The sequence below is a fragment of the Microbacterium sp. T3-8 genome, assembly GCF_055398145.1.
The window spans coordinates 3,062,786-3,080,296 of record NZ_AP027918.1 but is presented as its reverse complement, the minus strand read 5'-3'; the positions used below and the strand labels follow the sequence as shown (position 1 = coordinate 3,080,296).

Sequence of the window (17,511 nt, the reverse complement as noted above, 5' to 3'; positions counted from 1 at the left end):
GCGCCGACATCGGGGCGAATACGACGAACGACGCCGGATCAGGGCAGGGGTCAGGACGGGGTCGAGACCCGGGTCAGGACCCGGTCAGGACCGGAAGAACGCCTCGGCGGTGCGGGCGAGGTCGTGGAGGTCGGAGACGCCGGCGAGCTCGCGCGCGGAGTGCATCGACAGGATCGGGATGCCGACGTCGACCGTGCGGATGCCGAGGCGGGTCGCCGTGATCGGTCCGATCGTCGAGCCGCACGGCACCCCGTTGTTCGACACGAACTCCTGCGTCGGCACGCCGGCCCGCTCGCACCAGGCGTGCCAGGCGGCGGCGCCGAGAGCATCCGTCGCGTAGCGCTGGTTGGCGTTGAGCTTGAGGATCGGACCCGATCCGAGCACCGGCTGCACGACGGGGTCGTGCTTGCCGACGTAGTTCGGGTGCACCGAGTGGCCGACGTCGCTCGACAGGCACCATGACGACGCGAAGGCGCGTCGGCGCTCCGAGGCATCCGCCCCCAGCCCGTCGGAGATGCGCCCCAGGATGTCTTCGAGGAAGGGGCCGGCGGCGCCGGAGCGCGAGTTCGACCCGAGCTCCTCGTGATCGAAGGCCGCGAGCACCGCGATCGGGGCGCCCGCCTCGGCCTCGTGCGCGGCGAGGGCGACGACGCCCGCGTGCACCGAGGCGAGGTCGTCGAGGCGCCCCGAGGCGAAGAAGGCGTCGTCCTTGCCGAACACGGCGCCGCGAGCGGTGTCGGCGATCACGACGTCGTAGCCGCGGATATCGGCGGCGTCGACACCGGCGGATGCCGCGAGCTCGCCGAGCACGTCGGCCTCGCTCGGGTCGCCGAGGCCCCAGACCGGCTGCGTCTCGACCTGCTTGTCGAGAGCGAGCCCGCTGTTCGCGGTGCGGTCTAGGTGGATGGCCAACTGCGGCAGGCGCAGCAGCGCGCCGGTGTCGGCGAGCACGACGCGGCCGCCGGTCAACGCCAGGCGCCCGGCGAGCCGCAGCTCACGGTCGAGCCAGGAGTTCAGGAGAGGTCCGCCGTACACCTCGACGGCGGCCTGCAGCCAGCCGCGGGTACCGGTCGTCGGCTGCGGCTTGAGCTTGAAACCGGGGGAATCCGTATGCGCGCCGAAGACGTGCACGGGTGTGGTGGGCGAAGCATCCGTCGGCACCACCCAGGCGATCGTCGCGCCGTCGCGCACCACGACGAAGCGACCGCCGGGCTGTGCGGGCCAGGCATCCTCCTCGTTCAGGCGTGTGAAGCCCGAGTCCTCAAGGCGGCGGGCGATCTCGGTCGCGGCGTGATAGCTCGAGGGGGAGGCGGCGACGAAGTCGGCGAGGTCCTCGGCGTGGGCGAGGGCGACCGGAGTGACGGGCATGGAGGGCCTTCCTGCAGACGGGCGTCCTTCGAGCGTACCCGCGGATGGTGTCGTGCTCGATCGTTCACCTCGGGGGAGTAGGGTGCACCTCGATAGCGCCTAGGGTTCCGGGGTTCGCCCGACTGGTCCGAGCGGCGCCACGGCTCGCCTCCGCGGGCGAGCCGTCATCTGACAGGACAAAAGCCCGGAGGAGCCCTGTTCGTCGCGCCCGCGGCGGCCGGAAGGGTTCCCGTATGTCCGCTCTCGCCTTCGCGCTCGTCATCGGCGCCGCACTCTCGCACGCCGCGTGGAACATCATCGCCCACGGCATCAGCCGCGCCGGCATGCCGTTCCTGTGGTGGGGAGCGGTCGGCAGCACGGTGGTCTGGGCCGGAGCGATCCCGTTCACGGGCGGGATCGGGGCATCCGATCTCGGCTCGTTCCTGCTGGGCGTCGGGGTCTCGGCGGTACTGCACGTCGGCTACATGTTCGTGCTGCAGCGCGGCTACCAGGAGGGAAACCTCTCGACCGTCTACGCCACGGCCCGGGGCACGGGGCCGTTCCTCTCGGTGATCATCGCGGTTCTGCTGCTCGGAGAGCGCCCATCGGTGCTGGCGCTGGTCGGAGTGGCCGCGGTGATCGCGGGCGTGGTCGCGATCGGTCTCGTCGACCGCGGGGGACGTGGCGATGCGGGTCGTCGGATCGACCCGGGTCTGGTGTTCGGGGTTCTCACCGGTGTCACGATCGCGATCTACACGATCTGGGACGCCCACGCCGTGCGCACCTGGGGTCTCTCGCCGGTGGCGTTCATGGTCGGAACGACGCTGCTGCAGGTGCCGTTCTACTCCCTGGCCGTCGGCGTGCGCGGACAGTGGGCGGCGGTGCGGATGCTCGGACGAACCCAGTGGCGGCGCATCGTGGCGTTCGGGGTGCTGTCGCCGCTGTCGTACATCCTCGTGCTGACGGCGATCCAGATCGCGCCGGTCGCACTCGTCGCGCCGCTGCGCGAGGTGAGCGTGGTGATCGTGAGTTTGTTCGGGGTGCTGGTGCTGCGCGAGTCGCGCCCGTGGTGGCGAGTGGGCGCGTCGGCGGTGGTGGTCGCGGGGATCGTGCTGCTCGCGGTGTGAGGTGGTGCTTGTCCCCTCAGTGGGGTCCCTGGGTTCTGTCGAAGGGCCCCACCCTCTCGCACCCGGTTCCCGAGCGAGCGCAGCGAGACGAAGGGCCCGGCGGCCCGGAACTGGGTCCCTGAGCCTGTCGAAGGGCCCTGCCCCGCATGCACTCGTTCTGCACCGCTGCCGTGTTGTTCGGAGTTCTCCACCGATCGCGTCGATATCTCCTTTGGCCTGGGGTTTTTGTGTCGGAATGTCGGTGGCTACTGGTGGGCTGGGACGCATGAACAGCACCGCCGAACTCCTAAACCGGGTCGCCGCCGACCTGGCCGCGGTGCTGCGCGCAGACGCGCTGGCGGGGCTGTCGGATGCGGGGAAGATGCAGGTGCTCCGCGCCGCGGGTGAGGTCGCGAGGCGGGTGGATGCGGTGATCGTGGAGACGGTCGGATCGGTCGATCAGCGCCCGGCGGGAGCGGGCGAGTTGGCGTTCTGCGGTCGGTTCGGATGCCGGACGATGAACGAACTCGTCCAGCGGGTGCTGCGTACGGACGCGGCCGGGGCGGCACGGGTGGTGAAAGCCGGAAAGGTCGTCCGTCGGGAGCTGGACTTCTCCTCCGGGGCGATGCTGCCCGCCCGATGGCCGGCCCTGCGGGAAGCGCTGCTGGACGGGGCCGTCGGGGTCGCGGGGCTACTGGCCGCGACCGGGCCTGTGGAGCAGGCGGGGCCGCGGATCGGGTCAGCGGACCGGTTGCGGGCGGACGTCGAGTTGGCGGAGTACGCCCGGGGACTCGTCGCCGTCGAGGGCGACGGGGCTATGGACGGAGACCGTGATGCCGATGCCGAGCGCGAGTTCGATTCGGGCCCGCCGGCCACCCCGGAAGACTTGAAGCTGTTGTCGCGGGTGATCGTGACCTACCTCGACCCGGACGGTGCGGAACCTGCCGAAGAACGCGCGATGCGCGCCCGCGGGATCGTCCTCGGACGAGTGAAGGACGGGGTGATACCGATCCGCGGGTCACTGCTGCCGGAGACGGCGGGGCAATTGCAACGCATCTGGGACGCGTACCTGAACCCGAAGGTCGACCGACCACCCGCCCCCGCGACCCCGCTCCCGGATGCGGGCATGGCCGGTGGGGTGCGGTTCGTCCCCTCCACCGACGGCACTGCGCTGAATGGAATGAACGACTTCCTCGATGGTGATGTGCTCCCGTCGGGTGATCGCGGTGGGATGGTCGATGGGCGGTCCCGGGCGCAGAAGCAGCACGATGCCCTCGCCGCCGTCCTCGGGATCGCCGCCCGCCACAGTGACATGCCCTCCCTCGGCGGTGCCGCCCCGACCCTCGTCGTCTCCGTGACCGCGGAGGACTATGCGTCCGGGCGGGGATGGGCGCACGTCGACGGCACCGACACCCCTGTCTCCCTCGCGACGGCCCGACACACCGCGTGCGGTGGCAGCATCCAACGCGTCACCTCCGACCCCACCGGGCGCATCATCGGGATCGACACCACCGACCGGGTGTTCACCGCCCACCAACGTCGCGCGATCACGCTCCGTGACCGCGAGTGCCTCATCCCCGGCTGCCACGTCCCCGCCGCCTGGTGCGAGATCCACCACGTCACCGAACACTCCCGCGGCGGCCCCACCCACACCGACAACGGCGTCGCCCTCTGCTGGCACCACCACCGCACCCTCGACACCTCCGGCTGGACCATCCGCATGCACAACGGCACACCCCACGTCCGCGGACCCGCCTGGTGGGACCGCCACCAACGCTGGCGAACACCCCGACCCGCACCACTCACCGCCACCGCTGCCGCTGCCGCTGCCGCGAAACGGCGAGCACGACCACCGATGCGCGCATGAACGCAGCGTGGCGACCGCGATCGGGCACCGAGATCGGGCACCGCTATCGGCGGCGTTCCCCGCCCGTCCGTGACCGGTTCCTGAGTGGTGCCATGAGCGGCACGTTCCGCGACATGCACCGCGCGCCGCGGCATGTTCCGCGACATGCACCTCGCGCCGCGACGATATCGGCGACGCGCACCGCCACGAGCACCGCCACGAGCGCCGTGGCCAGCCGGGCCCGGCGGTATGCATCAGTAGATGCTGATCACCAGATGGCTCTCGGCGTCGGCGGCCTGCTGGTGCACGCGCCGCAGCTCGGTGAAGGCATCCGTCAGCTCGGCCCGCAGCTGCGCGGGGTCGTCGGTCCAGATGTTCGGGTAGACGCGCGCCGAGGCGAACGCGGCGAAATCGACCCTCGCGAGCGCCTCGTCGAGGTCGACCGCGTCGAGGGCGTCGATGATCGGCTCGAGCTCGTCGTTCTCGGTGCAGCCGACGAAGTCGTCACCGCCGAACGCGTGCACGCCCACGACGGCCTCGCTCAGCGGGTCGTCCTCACGCGGAGCGGATGCCGACACCCCCGTGAGCAGGAAGTGCAGACCGTCCCACATCTTGTCGACGTAGACGGTGGGCGCACCGGCCTCTTCGAGTTCCTCGAGCGTCGACAGCAGAACTTCGGGCGACAGTGACACCAGCCGATCGAGCGTGCCCTCATCGATCAGCGTGTATGCAGCCCTCATGCCCATCCGAACCCTCCCCGTTCGTCGCGGTACCGCTCCCAGCCTAGAGCGCACTCGAGCGGCACCGAGACACCCGGCGAATCCGAACCGGATCGGAGGTGAACAGCCGCTGAACACTCGCGGGTGCACCCGAATGCGCCGTTCTCGTCCTGGAAGAGTCGGAGAAGACTCGGGCAACGAGATCGCGCAGCTGACACGGGGGAGCGACATGGGAACGATGCTGACCCGCCCACCCGGGCATCGACGCGACGTGGCGCTGCGACCGGCGGCCACCGCGATGGTGTTCGTCGGCGAAGGACAGCCCCACGAGACGATCGCCGTGCCGGGTGTCGCGCTCTCGGACGGCGACGTGCTGGTCGCGGTCGAGCTGTCGACCATCTGCGGATCCGACGTGCACACCGTGCAGGGGCATCGACCCGCCCCGGTGCCGCTGGTGCTCGGGCACGAGAGCGTCGGCCGGGTCATCGCGCTCGGCGACGCCGGGGCGACCGCGACCGACGGAGCACCGCTGCGCATCGGCGACCGGGTGGTCTGGTCGATCACGGTGTCGTGCGCGAGCTGCGACCGGTGCCTGTGCGGCATACCTCAGAAGTGCCGCACGCTCGCGAAGTACGGGCACGACCGCATCGGTGCGCACGGGGAGCTGACCGGAGCCTTCGGCAGCCACATGCAGCTGCGCGAGGGAACGACGATCGTGCGGGTGCCCGAGACGCTCCCGGCATCCGTGCTCGCTCCCGCGTCGTGCGCGACCGCGACCGCCTGGGCGGCCGTCGCCCGTGCGGCCCGGCATCGCGATCTGGACGGCGCACGGGTGCGCATCCACGGCGCCGGCCTCGTCGGGCTGTCCGCTGCCGCGATCGCCGCCGAGCAGGGAGCGCACGTCGAGGTGCTCGACCCGAACGACGCGCGTCGCGCCCGGGCGCAGGAATGGCTGGCACCACGCGGAAGCCGGTCCCTGAGCGAGCGGGGCGAGACGGAGGGCGGCGCGATGCCGTCCGATTCCGCAGGCAGCCCCGAACCCGACGTCGTGATCGAGGCATCCGGTCACGCGGTCGCCGAAGCGCTCGACGGGGTCGCCGTCGGCGGGATCGTCGTGCTCGTCGGCAGCGTGTTCCCCGCCGACCGGGTGCCGCTCGACGCCGAGAGCATCGTGCGTCGCCTCGTCACGGTCGCCGGTGTGCATAACTACACGGGCATCGACGTGGCCGAGGCGGTGGCGTTCCTCGCCGGGCGCGGGCGAGCCTACCCCTTCGCGGATGCGGTCGGAGCCGTGCGGCCGCTCGCCGCGATCGACGAAGCGCTCGCCGAGGCATCCGCCCCGGGAGCGCCGCTACGCGTCGGGTTGCTACCGGGGCGCTGATCGACGCGGCGAGTCGGAGCGAAGCGCCCCGAGTGGGCATGCCGCCTCAGGAACTCGCGCGGCGAGGACCCGCCGCATGCACTCCCTCGATCCGCACAGTCAGGAGGCGTACCGCCTGAACGACCGCCGACTCCATGACCTCCGCGGGATCGCCGGACAGCATCAGGGCGCGGTGACCGACACCATCGGCCGTTGCCCACCCGAGGAACACCGTTCCGGCGGGATGCCCGTTGTCGTCCGGTCCCGGACCGCCGACGCCCGTGGTCGCGACACAGAGGTCGGCATCGAAGAGCTTTCGTGCGCCCTCTGCCATCTGCTCGGCGACCTCGGCCGAGCAGGGATCCAGGCCGGGGGTCACCCCGAGCACACGCTCCTTCTCGTCGGACTGGTACACGACCACTCCGCCGCCGAACCAGCGCCCGGCGTCATCACCCCCGCCGACCGCGCTCGCCAGTCGCCCCGATGTCAGAGACTCCGCCACGCAGATGCGCAATCGACGCTCGAGCGCCGTGCGACTCAGATGCCGGAGATCGTCGGACGAGTCGGCACCGTCCGTCACCTCGCGTCGTCCTCCGAGGTGCCCTCCGACGAGCTCTTCGCGGAGTCGTCCGGACCCGGCGTCTCCGGTGCGGGACCGTCGGGCGCGGCCTCGTCGTCGGGGCCCTCGGCTGCTTCGTCGTGCGCGTAGTCGGGTCGCGGCGGCTGCAGCGGCTGGTCGTCGTACTCGCCGCCCTTGCGTCCGCCGAACGGGCGGCCGTGGTCGGCGAACTCCTCGCGGTGGTACACGAACGTCCACGGTCCGGCGGTGAACCGCGCACCCGTGCGCAGGGTCTCCGTGCTCGGGGCGGAATGGGTGCCGTCGGCGTTGTCGCTCGCGTTGCGCTCGCCCTCGCCGTGCAGCTCGAGCACGTACTCGTCGCGCTGGTCGTGGGTGATCGTGGCGTGCACGGGATCCGTGTCGGCGAGACGGAGTTCGTTGCCCGCCGCCGAGCCGATGCGCACGACGTCGACGTCGAGGAGGAACTCGGTGCGCTCGTCGTCTCGCGAGATGCGCAGCTTCGGTTCGCCCGCGCCCCACTCGGCGTGGGTCGTGGTGGGGGTGTAGCCCTCGGTGCCTGAATCGGTCATCCGTCATCGCCTCCTCGGCAGGTAATGGGACTCGACTCTAGGGTCTCGGCCGTCGCCGTCGCAGGGGCTTGACTTCGCCCGGCCGGGGTGTCACGTGGACCCGGGTTCCGCGCGGGAACGATGAGGGCATACGCTTATTCTCATGGGGTGATCCCGACGGCCGGGTCGGAGAACCGAAGCATCGCACCGAGGAGCACCTGATGGGGAAGTTCGTCTACGAAGGCGGAGTCAAGACCGAGATCGAGGACCGGGCGCTCACGCACCTGCAACTCGTCATCACCGCGAAGCTGCGCCGGGGCGAGCCGTTCCCGTTCAGCTGGCGCGAAGACGCGAGCGTCGGCGGCGGCCGCACGACCGTGTGGATCCAGCCGGCGAGCTCGCTGGTATTCAAGTACTTCGGCAGCCGCCAGCCGTCGATCAACCGCGCGTGGATCGAAGCGCTCGCCTTCACGGCCAACGCTCCTAGCGGTCTGTACCTCGTGCCCGAGCCCGCCGAGAACGGTGAGGCGCCGACGACGACCGAGATCCCGGCGGCGCCCTAGAGCTGAGCGCGGCCCCTCGTCGGAGCATCCGCCTGTCAACCCCCTGGAATCGGGTGGGCCGTGACGGCATCGTCGGTATCTCGCGCAACCAGACTTCTGCGCACCGAGACCGACGATACGGAACCCAGGTGACGAGATGACCGACTCCACGACCGACCCCCGACACACGCACCGCGAAGAGGGCTTCCCGGCGCAGCAGCAGGACCAGCCGGGCCTCACCGGGCTGACCCTGCCGACCCCCGATCACGGGGAGGCGAGCTACGTCGGCCACGGCCGGCTCGACGGACGGCGGGCCCTGATCACCGGCGGCGATTCGGGCATCGGCCGCGCGGCGGCGATCGCATTCGCCCGCGAGGGCGCCGATGTCGCGATCGCGCATCTGCCGGAGGAGCAGGCGGATGCCGACGACACTGTGCGGCTGATCCGCGACGCGGGGCGCACCGGCGTGAGCCTCGCCGGAGACCTCCGCAACGACGAGTTCGCCGCCGCGATCGTGTCGCACACCCGCGAGGCGCTGGGCGGTCTCGACGTGCTCGTGCTCAACGCCGGGTATCAGCACGACATCGATGGGTTCGAGTCGATCGACCCCGATCGCATGCGCCGCGTGTTCGAGACGAACCTGGAGGGGATGCTGCTGACCGCCCGCGCCGCCTTCCCCGAGCTCAAGCCCGGAGCGAGCATCATCGTCACCGCCTCGGTCCAGGCGTACAATCCCTCGCCCGGACTCATCGACTACGCGATGACGAAGGCCGCGCAGGTCGCGTTCGTGCAGGCGCTCGCCGAAGAGGCGGGTCCCCGCGGCATCCGGGTGAACGCCGTCGCGCCGGGGCCGATCTGGACGCCGCTGATCCCCGCCACCGGATGGGACGAGGAGCGCCTCGCGACCTTCGGCCAGGACACCCCCCTCGGTCGCGCCGGGCAGCCGGCGGAGCTCGCGGGGGCGTACGTATACCTCGCGTCCGTGGAGTCGTCGTACACCTCGGGCATCGTGCTGCCGGTCACCGGGGGCAAGCACCTCTGAGATCGCGCGGGGCGGCGCGGAGCTACGCTGGAGGAGTGCAGAAATCCGCGTCGTCCCGGACCCTGACGGGCGTCGCCCTCGTCATCGGTTCCTGCCTGTCGCTGCCCTTCGGGGCGGCCGTCGCGGCACAGCTCTTCCCGGTGCTCGGCCCCTGGGGTGTGACATCGTTGCGCGTGGCGATCGCCGCCCTCCTCCTGCTCGTCATCGTGCGCCCGCGTCCCCGGCGCTGGACGCGACAGCAGTGGGCCGCGGCGCTGCTGTTCGGGCTCTCGCTGGCCGCGATGAACGGCTTCTTCTATGCCGCGATCGACCGCATCCCCCTGGGACCCGCCGTCGCGATCGAGTTCCTCGGTCCCCTCGTGCTGGCGGCCGTGCTCACCCGCAGGCTTCCGGATGCCGTCTGGGTCGGCGTCGCGGTGATCGGCACGGGTCTGCTCTTCGTCGACGGCGTCATCGGCGCCGAATCGCTCGATCCGCTCGGCGTGGTGTTCATCCTCATCGCCGCCGGATTCTGGGCCATGTACATCCGCACCAGCGCGAAGGTCGGGGCGGTGATCCCGGGCAGCGGCGGGCTCGCGATGGGGCTCGTCGTCGCCGCGGTGCTGCTGCTCCCGGTCGGCATCCCCACCGCGACCGTCGTCGCCGCCGACCCGCAGCTCCTGCTGCTGGCGGGGATCACCGCCGTGCTGTCGTCGGTGATCCCCTACAGCTTCGAACTCGCGGCGCTGCGCCGTCTGCCGCAACGGGTGTTCGGGGTGCTGTTGAGCCTGGAGCCCGCCTTCGCGACGCTGGCGGGGTGGCTCATCCTCGGTCAGGACGCGTCGCCTCTGCGCCTCCTCGCGATCGCCCTCGTCGTCGCCGCGAGCATCGGGACCACCCTCGGCATCCGGCGCGCGCGTCGGCGGGCGGACGACGCCGAGCCCGCATCCGATCCCACGACCGATCCCGCGACCGATCCGGGCGCGGTTCCCGGCTCCGATCGCCGGAACGATCCCGAGACCGGGGTGTTCACCGCGCCGATACCCCTGCCCGACTGACCGGCGCTGCCGCGTCCGCCGTGCCGGTGGTCGCGAGCGGGTAACGGCGACGCAGCAGCATCCGCTGGACGAGCGTCCACACGACCGTGACCGTCAGGTACAGCGCCGCGGCGAGCGGCACGAACACCGCGAACACGGCCGTCAGGTAGTGGAGCGACCCGAACACGCGCTGCATCGCGGGGGAGTTCATCGCCGCGCCCATCGACGAGTCGTCGTCGACGGGAGCGGGGCGGAACACGCGGCGCGTGACCTCCGCGGTCGCGATGATCACCAGCAGCAGCGCCCCGAACACGAGGAACGTCGCAGGCGTCGCCGTGCCCCCGAACACCGCGGAGACGAGGCTCGTCCCCAGCGGAGCCCCGAACAGGTCGTGGGTGAGCAGATCGTTCGGGTGCCCGGCGATCTCCGGGCGGATGAACAGCGTGTACAGGATGCCGACGACCGGGGCCTGCGCGAGCACCGGGAGCATGCCCGCGAACGGCGAGGTCTTCTCGTCACGGTAGAGCGCGAGCATCTCGTTCTGGAGCCGCTCGGGATTCTTCTTGTGGCGGCGCTGCAGGTCGCGCAGCTTCGGGGCGAGGCGAGCGCGCGTCTGCTCGGCCTTGGCGGTCGAGAAGCCGACAGGGATGAGCAGGGAGCGCACGAGCAGTGTGACGAGCACGACCGCCAGGGCGGCAGCGGATGCCCCGGCGAGGGGTTCGAGCAGGGTGGAAAGCCCGGCGAGGGCGCCGTAGGCGGCGTCGAGGAGGGCGGCGAGGGGCGGGAAAGCGAAGAGATCCATCGGAGTGTCCGTTCATGAGGTCGGGAGGGGTCGGCGAAAGCCGCGTGGTCCCTCCCGTTCCCGGGCGGAGGACTACGCGGGGATCGCGACTCCCGGCGCTCGCGGACGCGGGTGACCGGCCGCATCGGGATCGCTCTGCGCGAGCAGCGCGGACGCATCGATCGCGCGCCACGGATGCGGGGCGCGGGCGTCGACGGTCGTGCGGATGCTCAGCGCGACGGCCAGCACGAGGGCGGTCACGGCGATGACGGCGATGGCCACACCGAGGGCTGCGGCATCCGGCATCGCGACGAGACCGAGGGTCGCGAGCAGCACGCTCAGCATCCGCTCGATCCACTCGCCCATGCTGCGAGGGTAGCACCGGGAACTGGGGGAGGGCCCTGGGGGCGAGGGCGGGAATAGGCTCGGAGCATGAGTGATCTGCGTGGCCTTCGTGAGCTTGTCGGTGTCGAGCATCCCATCGTGCAGGGGCCGTTCGGCGGGCTGTCGTCGGTCGCGCTCGCCGCGGCGGTCAGCGAGGCGGGCGGGCTCGGGTCGTTCGGTCTCTACGGCTACGACGGCGACCGCATCCGCGCCGTCGGAGCCGAGCTCCGCGCGGCCACCAGCCGACCCTTCGCACTCAACGTCTGGCTGCCCACGGGCGACGAGGTCGAGCCGAACGCCCAGCACATGATCTTCGCCCAGGCGCTGCAGCCGTTCTACGACGCGGTCGGCATCGAGACGCCGGCTCGACCGGACCGGTACCTCGCCCCGCTCGACGAGCAGCTCGACGCGATCTGGGAGGTCGCCCCCGCCGTGCTCAGCGTGGTCTTCGGTGTGCCCGGCGCCGAGGTGGTCGACGAAGCGCACCGCCGCGGCATCCGCGTCGTCGGAACCGCCACGACGGTCGCCGAGGCCGTAGCGCTGGAGGCGGGCGGTGTCGACGCGATCGTCGCGACCGGCATGGAGGCGGCGGGCCACCGGGTGTCGTTCCTGCGGCCCGCCGAGGAATCCCTCGTCGGCACGTTCGCGCTCGTGCCGCAGGTCGTCGACGCGGTCTCGGTGCCCGTCATCGCCGCCGGCGGCATCGCCGATCGTCGCGGAGTGGCCGCGGCCTTCGCGCTGGGGGCGAGCGGGGTGCAGGTGGGCACCGCGTTCCTCGCGACCGACGAGTCGGCGGTCACCGCCGCGCACCGGGCGGCGATCCACGCGACGGCCGCCGACGAGACCGTGCTCACCCGCGCGATGAGCGGACGACTCGCGCGCGGCGCCCGCAATCGAGCCGTGCGCGCGATCGAGGCGAGCGGCACCATCGCGCCGTTCCCGATGCAGAACTGGCTGACCGGGAAGTTCCGCGCGGCTGCGGGGGAGCAGGGGTTCGGCGAGCTGCAGTCGCTGTGGATGGGGCAGGCCGCACCGCTCGTGCACCTCGAGACGGCGGGCGAGGTGTTCGCCGAACTCCGCGCGGGCGTTCCGCGGGGGTGACGCCTGCCGGCGAGCTGTCTGTCTAGAGGATGACGGTTGAGCGGCCGTGCACGATCACGCGGTCCTCGGCGTGCCACTGCACCGCGCGGGCGAGCACGAGACGCTCGACCTCGGCGCCGCGGCTCTGCAGGTCGGCGGCGGACTCGCCGTGCGTCACGCGCGTGACGTCCTGCTCGATGATCGGCCCCTCGTCGAGGTCGGCCGTGGCGTAGTGCGCCGTCGCACCGATGAGCTTCACGCCGCGATCCTTCGCCCGTGCGTAAGGGTTCGCGCCGATGAAGGCCGGCAGGAACGAGTGGTGGATGTTGATGACCGGGGCGCCGATGCGCTCGATGAAGTCGTCGGTGAGGATCTGCATGTAGCGTGCGAGCACCACCAGATCGACGTTGCCCTGCAGCAGTTCGAGCTGACGGGACTCCATGGCTCCCTTGTCGCCCGAGGGGATGTGCACGAACGGCACACCGAACGATCGCACCGACTCGGCGAGGTCGGGGTGGTTCGAGATGACCATCGTGATGTCGATGTCGAGCTGACCACGCTGCGTGCGCCACAGCAGCTCCATGAGGCAGTGGTCGTACTTCGACACGAAGATCGCGACGCGCTTGCGGCGGGAGACGTCGTGCAGCGACCACTCCATCGAGAAGCGCTCGGCGACCTGCGCGATGCTCGCCTCGAGCGCGGGGCGGGCAGCGGCGAGGCCCGGCAGGTGGATGACGGTGCGCTGGAAGAAGCGCCCGCCCTCGGAGTCCGTCGAGTGCTGATCGAGCGAGATGATGTTCGCTCCGTGCTCGGCCAGCACGTTGGCGACGGCCGCGACGATGCCGGGCTGGTCGTCGCACGCGATCAGAAGGCGAGCGGTATCGGGCTGTGACATGGCGTCTCCTCGGGGTGTGCATCGATTCTGCCGTGCGAGCGGCCCTCCCGGCGAATCGCGCCCGTCACGAGCCACCGCTCGCTAGCCTGGAGGGATGCATCCGACCGCTTCCGACCTGCTGACCCGCGCGGTCGCCGACCTCGCGGGCGCCCCGAAGGAGGGGCTCGGCGAGGAGCGCGACTCCCGTTGGCGGGGCAAGCGGATCGTGCGCGTCGGCGAGGCCTGGCACCTGGGCGTGCTGCTGCTCACCGACACGCACGCGCTCGCGACCGCCGAGGTGCTCCGCGCTGCCGACCCCGGTCGCCGCGGCTACACGGCCGAGTCGGCGCGCGAACGCGCCGAGCGCCGTGCCGAAGCCCTCAAGGGCGGCTTCGACGAGGGCGAGGTCGTGCACGTCGGGTGGAGCGTGATCGACGTCGACGCGGTGGATGCCGGGGGAGCCTCCGGGCCGCTCGCGCTGGTCGACGGCATCCCCTCGGTGCGATGGAGCGCCGCCGGGGGCTTCATGCCGCTCGAGGCATACCTGCGGGAGCGCGTCGAACTGCTGCGCGGGGCGAGCTAGTCGCGCGCGCCCAGTGGTCGCGGGCGGACGCCACGGACGCTCGGCTCAGGCGAACGTCTCGGCGAAGCGGCGCAGCAGCTCGGCGCCCTCGGTGACGGATGCCGACAGCACCTGCCCCTGTACGCGATCGAACTCCGCCGGGTCGAAGTACCCGGTCGTGCGGTAGAACGTCATGCGGTCGGCGAAGTCGCGCGGCGTGGGCTCCGGGTGGAACTGCGCGGCGTACAGGTGCGTGCCCACGCGGTACGCCTGCACCGGGCAGGAATCGTTCGTCGCGAGCAGTTCGGCCCCCGGCGGGAGCGCGGCGGCGCTCTCCTTGTGCGCGGTGAAGACGGTGAGCGCGGGTGCGCTCGGACCGAACACGGGGTCGGCGGCTCCGGCATCCGTCGTGCGGATCACGGTCGCGCTCGCCGATTCCGGAGTCGAGGTGGTGACCTCGCCGCCGAGCAGGCGGGTGACGACGCCGATGCTGAAGCAGGTGAAGAAGACGGCGGTCTCGGCCGCGATCGCACGGCGGGCGATGCGCTCGAGGTCGGCCTCGACCCGCAGCTGCACGGCGGACTTCACGGTGTCGGAGACGTTGAACGGCGAACCGCCGACGACGATCCCGCGGTAGTCCTGCAGACGCTTCTCGTCGAGGGGCTCGTCGAGAAGATCGAGGCGGTCGACGACGTCCACGCCGAGCGCGCGCCGGAACGAGGCGTGCTCGGCATCCGCGGCCCCGATCTCGGGTCGCACGCAGACGTAGAGAAGCGAGGACATCAGAAGATTCTAACGAGAGCGCGGCGGCCGGCCGGTCGTCGGTGACTCACGGAGACGACTGCGCTCACCGTGACGACTGCGCCGTGCGGCCGCGGACGATGCCGACGAACGTCTCGACGTCGGGCGTCGTGCGCTCGCGCACCCAGGCGAGGGCGACGGTCGAGGTCGGGCCGTCGACGAGCGGGCGGTAGTCGGCGTCCTTGCGGTGGTGCAGGCGCGCGAGCGACATGGGCACGACCACGGCGCCGGTACCGGTCGCCGCGGTGACGATGGCCTCGGCGGTGGACAGGGGCGCGAAACGCGGCGCGAGGGCACCCGGTGCGTCGATCGCGGGCAGGGTGTCGTCGGTCAGCGCGATGAGCACTTCGCCGGCGAGATCTTCGAGTCGGAGTTGGTCGGCGGCGAGCAGGTGCGACTCGATCGATGCGACGACCACGGGAACCTCGTCGTACAGCGGGATGACGTGCAGCGTGTCGACGGTGTCCGGCCCGAGCGGCAGGCGCACGAGGGCGGCGTCGAGCCCGTCGATCGCGGCATCCTGATCGGCAACCTCGACCGGCACGACCTCGAGCGGGACATGCGGCATGCGCTGCTTCCAGGCATCGATCCACTTGCCCGGCGTCGCGCCGGGTACGACGCCGAGGCGGAACGTGCGCGGCTCCTCCGGAACGGAGGCCAGGGCGTCGAAGACGACCTTCTTCGCCTGCTTCGGCTGGCCGGGCCGGCGCTTCTGCTGCGGCGGCTTCGTCGTCTTCTGCGGGCGCCGCTGCGGTCGCCGTCCCTGAGTCGCCATGCGATCAAGGGTATCCGGCGACCGCGCGGTCGGTTGCCGCGGTGGTCAGCGGTGCGTCAGGCGGCGAGCCAGAGGCCCTTGCGGTTCGTCGCGACGGTGAGACCGGCCGCGACCGTCTCGTCGTCGCCGATACGTGCGCCGCGCACGATGCGTGCGCCCGCGCCGATCTCGGTGCGGACGCCGATGTGCGCGCCATCGCCGACGGCCGCGCCCTCTCCGATGTGCGCGTGCGCCTCGATGTGCGCTCCGTCGCCGATCACGGCATCCGGTTCGATCCACGCGCCGCGCGCGATGGTGGCTCCGGCGCCGATGCGTGCGCCGGGTTCGATGTAGGCGCCGGCTTCGATGTGCGCCTTCGGGTGCACCTTCGCGCCGTGCGCGACGAGTCCTCGGCCGTTGGCGTGCTTGCGGTAGCGCAGCGTGTCGCCTCGGTCGTTCTCGATGTCGACGTAGTTCTTGCCCACGATTCCTCCCGTGCTCCGGGGTTTTCCCCAGTGCTATCAATAACCACGCGCCTACGGGATTCATTCCCCGGTATGGAACCGGTCAGCGCTGGCACACGGGGCACCAGAAGGTGATGCGCTCACGCGTCGGATCCGCGCCCTGTTCGCCCCGTCGGATGAGCGTTCCGCACCGTCGGCACGGTCGCCCCGCGCGGCCGTAGACCCAGGTGGCCTGGCCCGGCCGATCGATCCCGGTGAACGTGCGGTTGCGGCGGTCGCGGTTGGCGCGGATCGTGCGCGTGCCGAGGCCGAGTAGGGCCGCGGCGTCGACCTCCGCGGCTGGCGTGGTCGGCAGGATTCCCCGCAGGAACAGGAGTTCCGCGGCGTACTCGTTGCCGAAGCCCGCCACGTTGCGCTGGTCGAGCAGGGCGACGTGGATGCTGCGCGCATCGGCCGAGATGCGCCGGGCCGCCTCTGCGGGATTCCAGTCGGCGGAGAGCGGATCGGGGCCGAGGTAGCCCACGAGATCGTCTTCGTCGCGGGTGGGCACCAACTCGATCTCGGCGATGTCGACGCCGACCGCTTCGCGCTCGGCCGTGCCGACGATCGCGCGGACCTTGAACGCCGGATGCCGCCACTTCTCACCCGGTCGGTAGACGAACCACGCACCGTCCATGCGCAGATGGGAATGCAGCGTGCTCTCACCGATGCGCAGGAGCAGATGCTTGCCCCGAGGTGCCGCTCCGTGCACCGTCTGGCCCGTGAGATCGGCGGTCGCGAAGCGCGGCACCCGCAGGTCGAATCGCGTCACGGTGCCACCGGCCAACGCCTCGTCGAGCCGCCGCGCCGTGCGGAAGACGGTATCTCCCTCGGGCATCAGCGGGGTCCGGCCGGGGGCGGGGGCGGGGGAGCGCTCGGCGCCGGAAGGTCGTGGTTCTGCATGCTGCGGCTGCGTTCCTGCATGCTGCGGCTGCGTTCTTGCATGCTGCGGCTGAGCATCGTCGAACCGGCGACGGCGGCGGGCATGACCGCGACGGCACCGCCGGGCACGAGGAAGCAGAGCTGGGTGGCGACGCCGAAGCCCAGCACGCGCGCTCGGCTGCCCGCGAACAGAGCGGCGCGGTCGGCGGGGGTGAGGTCTCGGGCGTCGAACGCGCGCCCGGTGAGTTCGCGTGCGAGGAGGCGTCCCGAGAGGACCACGCCGAGCACGGGGCCGACGAAACCGCCCACGAGGGGCAGGAGGCCGGCGATCAGAACCACGATCGCGATGAGCACGCCCAGCACCACGAGGCGCAGGCCCTCGCCGATCGTCGTCCAGAAACTGCCGCCGTCGGTCGGCGGCGGATCGCCGAGGTCGACCTCGACCGCGTGCCAGATGCGCTGATAGAACGGATCGCCGATCGTGAGGGTCAGGGCCGTGAACACGGCGCTCGCGAGGAAGACTGCGGCGGTGACGATGACGAACCCGACCGCGGTGCGGAACAGCGATCGCCAGGGCTCGACCCAGCCGTCGGCGAAGGGCGTGGCCCACGCCGTGATCGACCCCATGCCCAGCACCAGCGGGAGGATCGCGGCGATGAGCAGCACGAGGGCGATGACCGCCGGCACGAGCCCCAGCGCCATGAGTCCTGGGCGGGTGCGCCACACGGAGAACCCGCGCAGCAGAAGGCGGACGCCGGTGACGAACTCTCGGATCATGACTCTC

At 71.4% G+C, this 17,511-nt stretch carries 20 protein-coding genes; 8 read left to right on the top strand and 12 right to left on the bottom strand.

Annotated elements, in window-relative coordinates; genetic code table 11:
* Positions 1-84: 84 nt before the first annotated feature.
* Positions 85-1,368 carry a M18 family aminopeptidase gene (locus tag ACZ5Y9_RS14850; RefSeq protein ID WP_440747537.1) on the bottom strand — a complete coding sequence of 428 codons (1,284 nt, stop codon included), beginning with the start codon at positions 1,366-1,368 and terminating at the stop codon, positions 85-87.
* A 233-nt stretch (positions 1,369-1,601) separates the two neighbouring features.
* Here ACZ5Y9_RS14850 and ACZ5Y9_RS14845 point away from each other — a divergent pair, with 233 nt between their 5' ends.
* Positions 1,602-2,474: an EamA family transporter gene (locus tag ACZ5Y9_RS14845; protein ID WP_464471677.1), complete on the top strand. Its 873-nt coding sequence runs from the start codon at positions 1,602-1,604 to the stop codon at positions 2,472-2,474.
* Between the two features lie 265 nt (positions 2,475-2,739).
* Entirely contained in the window at positions 2,740-4,320 is a 1,581-nt protein-coding gene (locus tag ACZ5Y9_RS14840) for an HNH endonuclease signature motif containing protein (RefSeq protein WP_464471676.1), read from the top strand.
* A 233-nt stretch (positions 4,321-4,553) separates the two neighbouring features.
* Here ACZ5Y9_RS14840 and ACZ5Y9_RS14835 read toward each other — a convergent pair whose 3' ends face one another.
* Entirely contained in the window at positions 4,554-5,039 is a 486-nt protein-coding gene (locus ACZ5Y9_RS14835; RefSeq protein WP_464471675.1) for a YfbM family protein, read from the bottom strand.
* A gap of 208 nt (positions 5,040-5,247) precedes the next feature.
* Between ACZ5Y9_RS14835 and ACZ5Y9_RS14830 the strand changes: the two genes are divergently transcribed.
* Positions 5,248-6,399 (top strand): alcohol dehydrogenase catalytic domain-containing protein, encoded by a 1,152-nt coding sequence (locus ACZ5Y9_RS14830; protein WP_464471674.1) that lies wholly within the window; start codon positions 5,248-5,250, stop codon positions 6,397-6,399.
* Between the two features lie 46 nt (positions 6,400-6,445).
* Here ACZ5Y9_RS14830 and ACZ5Y9_RS14825 read toward each other — a convergent pair whose 3' ends face one another.
* Together ACZ5Y9_RS14825 and ACZ5Y9_RS14820 are read right to left on the bottom strand one after the other, a co-directional pair.
* Positions 6,446-6,958 carry a CinA family protein gene (locus tag ACZ5Y9_RS14825; protein WP_464471673.1) on the bottom strand — a complete coding sequence of 171 codons (513 nt, stop codon included), beginning with the start codon at positions 6,956-6,958 and terminating at the stop codon, positions 6,446-6,448.
* A complete protein-coding gene (locus ACZ5Y9_RS14820; RefSeq protein WP_464471672.1) occupies positions 6,955-7,527 on the bottom strand; it encodes an FHA domain-containing protein in 573 nt (190 codons plus the stop codon). Before ACZ5Y9_RS14820 ends, ACZ5Y9_RS14825 begins: the two co-directional genes overlap by 4 nt.
* A 200-nt stretch (positions 7,528-7,727) precedes the next feature.
* On the opposite strand from ACZ5Y9_RS14820, the gene ACZ5Y9_RS14815 reads away from it, so the two are divergent.
* From ACZ5Y9_RS14815 to ACZ5Y9_RS14805, 3 genes are all read left to right on the top strand, one after another.
* Positions 7,728-8,069, top strand: coding sequence for a DUF7882 family protein (locus tag ACZ5Y9_RS14815; protein ID WP_247625244.1), 342 nt, complete (start codon positions 7,728-7,730; stop codon positions 8,067-8,069).
* 136 nt (positions 8,070-8,205) lie between these two features.
* On the top strand, positions 8,206-9,090 hold the full coding sequence (locus tag ACZ5Y9_RS14810) for an SDR family oxidoreductase (protein ID WP_464471671.1): 885 nt from the start codon (positions 8,206-8,208) through the stop codon (positions 9,088-9,090).
* Positions 9,091-9,125: 35 nt separating this feature from the next.
* The gene (locus ACZ5Y9_RS14805; protein WP_464471670.1) at positions 9,126-10,127 is read left to right on the top strand and encodes an EamA family transporter; all 1,002 of its coding nucleotides are present in this window, start codon (positions 9,126-9,128) and stop codon (positions 10,125-10,127) included.
* Here ACZ5Y9_RS14805 and ACZ5Y9_RS14800 read toward each other — a convergent pair.
* On the bottom strand, positions 10,099-10,908 hold the full coding sequence (locus ACZ5Y9_RS14800) for a YidC/Oxa1 family membrane protein insertase (protein ID WP_464471669.1): 810 nt from the start codon (positions 10,906-10,908) through the stop codon (positions 10,099-10,101). The two genes, ACZ5Y9_RS14805 and ACZ5Y9_RS14800, sit on opposite strands and share 29 nt — an antisense overlap.
* Positions 10,909-10,980: 72 nt before the next feature.
* Positions 10,981-11,253, bottom strand: a complete 273-nt coding sequence (locus ACZ5Y9_RS14795) for a DUF6412 domain-containing protein (RefSeq protein WP_247625240.1) — start codon at positions 11,251-11,253, stop codon at positions 10,981-10,983.
* 66 nt (positions 11,254-11,319) lie between these two features.
* Here ACZ5Y9_RS14795 and ACZ5Y9_RS14790 point away from each other — a divergent pair, with 66 nt between their 5' ends.
* The gene (locus ACZ5Y9_RS14790) at positions 11,320-12,372 is read left to right on the top strand and encodes an NAD(P)H-dependent flavin oxidoreductase (protein ID WP_247625239.1); all 1,053 of its coding nucleotides are present in this window, start codon (positions 11,320-11,322) and stop codon (positions 12,370-12,372) included.
* A gap of 22 nt (positions 12,373-12,394) precedes the next feature.
* Here ACZ5Y9_RS14790 and purU read toward each other — a convergent pair whose 3' ends face one another.
* Positions 12,395-13,246 (bottom strand): formyltetrahydrofolate deformylase, encoded by an 852-nt coding sequence (gene purU, locus ACZ5Y9_RS14785; RefSeq protein ID WP_247625238.1) that lies wholly within the window; start codon positions 13,244-13,246, stop codon positions 12,395-12,397.
* Positions 13,247-13,340: 94 nt separating this feature from the next.
* Between purU and ACZ5Y9_RS14780 the strand changes: the two genes are divergently transcribed.
* Positions 13,341-13,808, top strand: coding sequence for a glutaminase (locus ACZ5Y9_RS14780; RefSeq protein WP_247625237.1), 468 nt, complete (start codon positions 13,341-13,343; stop codon positions 13,806-13,808).
* A 45-nt stretch (positions 13,809-13,853) separates the two neighbouring features.
* Here ACZ5Y9_RS14780 and ACZ5Y9_RS14775 read toward each other — a convergent pair whose 3' ends face one another.
* From ACZ5Y9_RS14775 to ACZ5Y9_RS14755, 5 genes are all read right to left on the bottom strand, one after another.
* Positions 13,854-14,570, bottom strand: coding sequence for a glutamine amidotransferase-related protein (locus tag ACZ5Y9_RS14775; protein WP_464471668.1), 717 nt, complete (start codon positions 14,568-14,570; stop codon positions 13,854-13,856).
* Positions 14,571-14,634: 64 nt separating this feature from the next.
* Complete coding sequence (locus ACZ5Y9_RS14770; RefSeq protein ID WP_464471667.1) at positions 14,635-15,363, bottom strand: LysR substrate-binding domain-containing protein; 729 nt, start codon at positions 15,361-15,363, stop codon at positions 14,635-14,637.
* 56 nt (positions 15,364-15,419) lie between these two features.
* Positions 15,420-15,827 carry a DapH/DapD/GlmU-related protein gene (locus ACZ5Y9_RS14765; protein WP_247625234.1) on the bottom strand — a complete coding sequence of 136 codons (408 nt, stop codon included), beginning with the start codon at positions 15,825-15,827 and terminating at the stop codon, positions 15,420-15,422.
* An 82-nt stretch (positions 15,828-15,909) separates the two neighbouring features.
* Positions 15,910-16,683, bottom strand: coding sequence for a DNA-formamidopyrimidine glycosylase family protein (locus ACZ5Y9_RS14760; protein WP_464471666.1), 774 nt, complete (start codon positions 16,681-16,683; stop codon positions 15,910-15,912).
* Positions 16,683-17,504 (bottom strand): EI24 domain-containing protein, encoded by an 822-nt coding sequence (locus tag ACZ5Y9_RS14755; protein ID WP_464471665.1) that lies wholly within the window; start codon positions 17,502-17,504, stop codon positions 16,683-16,685. The genes ACZ5Y9_RS14760 and ACZ5Y9_RS14755 overlap by 1 nt, the downstream gene beginning before the upstream one ends.
* Between the last annotated feature and the right edge of the window lie 7 nt (positions 17,505-17,511).